Source organism: Streptomyces sp. NPDC005195 (assembly GCF_040608315.1).
GTDB lineage: Bacteria > Actinomycetota > Actinomycetes > Streptomycetales > Streptomycetaceae > Streptomyces > Streptomyces kaempferi.
Map to the genome: position 1 here is coordinate 1 of NZ_JBEXHZ010000160.1, position 4,799 is coordinate 4,799.

The following is a 4,799-nucleotide window of genomic DNA, read 5'->3' on the forward strand; positions in this document are numbered from 1 at the left end:
GCGGCGACCTGTTGGTCGTCCCGACGTCCGTGCGGTACGACAAGCGCCCCGCCCCGAGCACGTACGCCCACACCTACAGCCACGACGACGAGACCGCGACGCCCGGCTACTACCAGGTGGGGCTCGGATCCGTCTCCGGAACCGCGTCGTCGGTGACGCAGGACCCCGGCAGCGTCAAGGCCGAGATGACCGCGACGACGCGCACGGCGCTCGAACGGTACAGCTTCCCCTCCGGGTCCGACCCCGAGCTCGTCCTCGACCTGGCGAACAACTTCACCAGCCGCACCCGCTCGACCATGAAGGCGACGACGCTCCCGGACGGGACCACCTCGATCAGCGGGCTCATCGCGGGGTCGTTCAACGGCGCCTCGTACCAGCTCTATTACGACGCCACCACGAACGTTCCCGTGACCTCCCTGCGGAGTTGGGGCGGCGACGGCAAGCTGAGCGACGCGACCACGCAGGACGGCGCCGACACCGGCGCCGTCCTCGCGTTCGACAAGTCCGCCGGGCAGGACATCGAACTGCGCGTCACCCTGTCGCCGATCAGCGCCGAACAGGCCGCGACCGACCAGCGGAACGAGGTGGGCCACCTCACGTTCGACCAGGCGCGTGCGCAGTCGCAGGCGGACTGGAACCGCGCGCTCGGGGCCGTCGACGTGCGCGCCTCCGCGAAGTCCGACCCCGGGTCGACGCTGACCAGGGAGTTCTACACGCACCTGTACCGCATGTACGCGCTGCCGGTGAACGCCACCAGCACCAGCGGAACGTACCGCGGCGCCGACGGAGCGGTGCACAAGGCGAACGGCTTCACGTACTACGACGGCTGGTCCACCTGGGACGACTTCCGCAAGTACTCCGTCGAGGCCTACATCGACCCGGCCACCTACCGGGACATGGTGCAGTCGCTCGTCGAGCTCTTCGCCGACGCGCGCGCCTCCGGCAAGAGCCTCGGCAGCCTCACCCACTCGGTCCCGACCGTGCGCTGGGAGCGCTCGGCCGTGCTGGTCGCCGACGCGCTGTCGAAGGGCTTCAAGAACTTCGACCGGCTCGACGAGGCGTACCCGGCGCTGTTGTCCTATTCCGGGTACTACACGGGGGCCCAGCTGCGTCAGGGGTACGTCACCGGGGACCCCGGTACGACCGTCCAGCGCGGCTACGACCAGTGGGCTCTCGCCGTCATCGCCGACGCGCTCGGCAAGAAGGCGGACGCGAAGAAGCTGCGTACCCAGTCGACCATGGCGATCGACAACCTCGTGAAGTCCGACGCCTGGACCGCGGCCGACGGCACCAAGGTCGGTCTGCTCACCCCGCGCGCGTCCGGCGGCGACTGGCAGAGCGCGGACTACGAGAAGTTCGAGGCGGCCGGCCTCTACCAGGGCACGCTCTGGCAGTACCACTGGTACGACGCGTACGACATGGGCGGCCTCATCAAGGCCATGGGCGGCGACAAGGCCGGCAAGGCCGCGGTCAAGCACATGTTCGGCGAGGACTCCAGCGTCGACGACGGTTCGACCATGCTGCACTCCAACGCGAACGAGATCGACCTCCAGGCCCCGTACCTCTTCAACTACGTCGGTGAACCGAGCCTGACGCAGAAGTGGGTGCGTGCCATCTACACCGGCACGACCTGGAACCGCTACATCGCGACGGGCTCCACGAACGAAGCCCCCAGCTCCGGCGGCCAGTTCACCCCGCCGGTCAAGACCCAGGTCTACAAGCTCTCCCCGAACGGCTTCCTGCCGACCATGGACAACGACGCCGGCACCATGTCGACCATGTTCGTCGGCGCCGCCCTGGGTCTGTTCCCGGTGACCGCCGGTTCCAGCCAGTTCCAGATCGGCAGCCCGTTCTTCGACTCCACGACGATCACCTACGCCAACGGCAGCCGGTTCACGGTGAAGGCCGACGGCGTGTCGCCGAGCAACTACTACGTGCAGGGCGCGACCCTCAACGGCAAGCGGTTCGACAACACGTGGCTCGACTACTCGCAGATCATCTCCGGCGGAACCCTGGACTTCACCATGGGTTCCCAGCCCTCCCCGTGGGGCGCCCGTACCAAGCCCGCGTACTCCCTGAACACCGCGGGCGGCACGGGTGACGGCGGCACGGGAACGGGCAAGGGCGACACCGTCGTCTCCGCCCGTCCGGACACCGTGACCACCGCCGCGGACGGCACCGTCGACGGCGGCGTGCGGCTCACCCTGTCCGGACCGGCGGCCTTCGCCGTCCGCAAGGGAACCAGCCTCACCAGGACGGGGGCGGCGACCGTGACCGGCCTGCCGGGCGGTGTCACGGCGGACCTCCGTGTCACCGGCTCGCGCACGGCGACGCTGTCGCTCACCGGCACCACGCAGGTCGACGCGCACTTCGGCATCACGTTCGCCGACGCGGCCTTCGCTCACGGCGTGCGGGCGTCGACGGTGCGCGGCACCGGGATATCCCCGACCGACCCGCTGGTCATCTCCGCCGCCGCGGTGCACCGCGAGGCCCTTCGCATCCTCGTCGGCCAGGCGTCCCTGGTGCGCAGCGGCAACTACTCCGACGGTTCCTGGAACCTCTTCCGGTCGGCGCTCGAACGCGCGCGGACCGTGCTCGCGGACACCGCCTCCGCGACGGGCACGATCATGGCCGCGGACGACGCGCTGCGGTCCGCCGTCGACACGCTCACCATCGACGAGGGCGGTTACGCCGTCCTGCAGGCCGAGTCCCCCGACCAGAAGGAGGGCCCCAGCCTCGTCAGCGAGCGGAACAACTCGGACGGCAACCTCGGTGGCGTCACCGAGGGTTCATGGGAGCGTTACACCAAGCTGGACTTCGGCGGGGTCGCCCCGCGGACCCTCTCGGTCCGGTACGCGAACTCGCAGGCGACGAACGCGAAGCCGAGCAGCGTCGACATCCACGCCGGCGCCGCCGACGGTCCCGTCGTCGCCACCGTCCAGCTCCCCGGAACCGGCGGCTGGCAGTACTACAGCACGGTGCAGGCGGCCGTCACCGACCCGGACGCCCTGCTGGGCGCGTCGGGTGCGACGTTCGTGTTCCACGCACCGGCCGGCCAGCAGTGGGTGTCGAACTTCGACCGGTACCAGTTCTCGCCGTACGAGGTCTCCACGTCCCCGTCGACCACGCTCGCCACGCTGACCGCGGTCAACGCCACCACGACCGGCGGCGGTTCGGCCCCGCTCAACCTCTCGAACGGCATCTTCGAGAACGTGACGAACGGCGCGTGGGCCGCATGGAAGGACACCGACCTCCGAGACGGCGCCGACACCGTCACCGTCCGCTATGACAAGCCCCAGTCGCGCGCGGCGTCGGACTCGCACATCGAACTGCACCTCGGTTCGAAGGACGGCCCGAAGACCGTGGCCGTCCCGCTCGACTACAGCGGATCGGGCTGGGGAACCATCGCCACCACGAGCGTGCACCTCGACCCGAGCGTCTTCACCGGCGTCCAGGACGTGTACGCCGACTTCGTCTCCAGCACGCAGTCCGCGTCCCAGCCCTACGTGGGCAACGTCTACTCGCTGACCCTGACGCAGGACACCAACGCGCCCGTCGGCTTCGACGCCACCGCGTTCCGCTCGAACAGCGGCGGCGGGCTCAAGAGCGAGCCGGTCGGCTGGACCGGCGCGGGTTCCACCACCGACCTCGGCGGCACCTACAACGGAGCCTGGCTCAACTACGGGGACGTCGACTTCGGCGGCTCCCCGAAGAGCACCGTCACGATCACCTACGTCAACAACTCCGCCCGCTGCGGCACCGGTTCCGCAGTCCAGCTCTACCTGGACTCCTTCGACACGGCCAACCCCGGCACGCCGTACGCGACCGTGCCGCTGCCGGTCACGGGAGCCGCGTGGTCGTCCGGCGGGACGACGAGCCTGACGCTGCCCAAGGCGATCACCGGCACGCACACCGTCCACCTGCGGCTGACGACGAACCCGGACTCCTCGCACCCGTACGTCGCGAACCTGGGCCGGATCACCTTCAACCACGTCGAGACGCCCGCCGTCACGGACAAGTCCGCCCTGCGGAAGGCGATCGAGCAGTACGAGGGACTCTCCGCCGACGCGGCGCGCTACGACACGATCGACTTCGGTGTGTACCGGCGCGAACTCGCCGCCGCCCACACCCTGGCCGACGCCGACGGCGCGACCCAGCTGGAGGTCGACACCCAGACCCGCAGCCTCACCCTCGCCGCCAGGCAGCTGATCCCGGTGCCGAGGCTGCGACTGGAGGACCTGGTCACGACCGCGTCGGCCCTCCAGGACGCGCGCTACACGGACACGTCGTGGAAGGCGTTCACCAACGCACTCGCCGAGGCGAAGACCGCGGTCGCGAACGACACGGCAACGGACGCGGTCCTGGCGGCGCGGTACGACGCCCTCCAGCGCGCCATGTCCGCGCTCACCACGAAGCCCAGGACGGTGCCGGCCACGCCTGACGCGGTGTCGGCGACGTCGTCCGGCACGAGTGTGACCGTCGCCTGGTCCGCGCCCAAGGACACCGGCGGCTCGCGGGTCACCGGCTACAAGGTCACTCTGGACGACGGCCACCAGGTCGAGATCCGTGATCCGGACAGCCGGAGCACGACGTTCACCTGGCTGCGGGCCGGCAAGTCGTACACGGCGCGCGTCCGCGCGGTGAACGCCGTCGGCACCTCGAACCCGAGCACGGCCACGGCACCCGTGGTGACCGATGGCGGCAAGCCGCAGAAGCCGACCGTCACGGGCGTGATCACCGACGGCCGGCAGGTCCGTGTGACCTGGCGGCCTGCCGGTGACGGCGGGTTCCCGATCATA

Annotated in this window: 1 protein-coding gene; it reads left to right on the plus strand. The window is 70.1% G+C overall.

The window, feature by feature from the left end:
• The coding region (locus ABZV34_RS37160; protein WP_356287003.1) for a glycoside hydrolase domain-containing protein at window positions 1-4,799 on the plus strand (4,799 nt) is incomplete at both ends.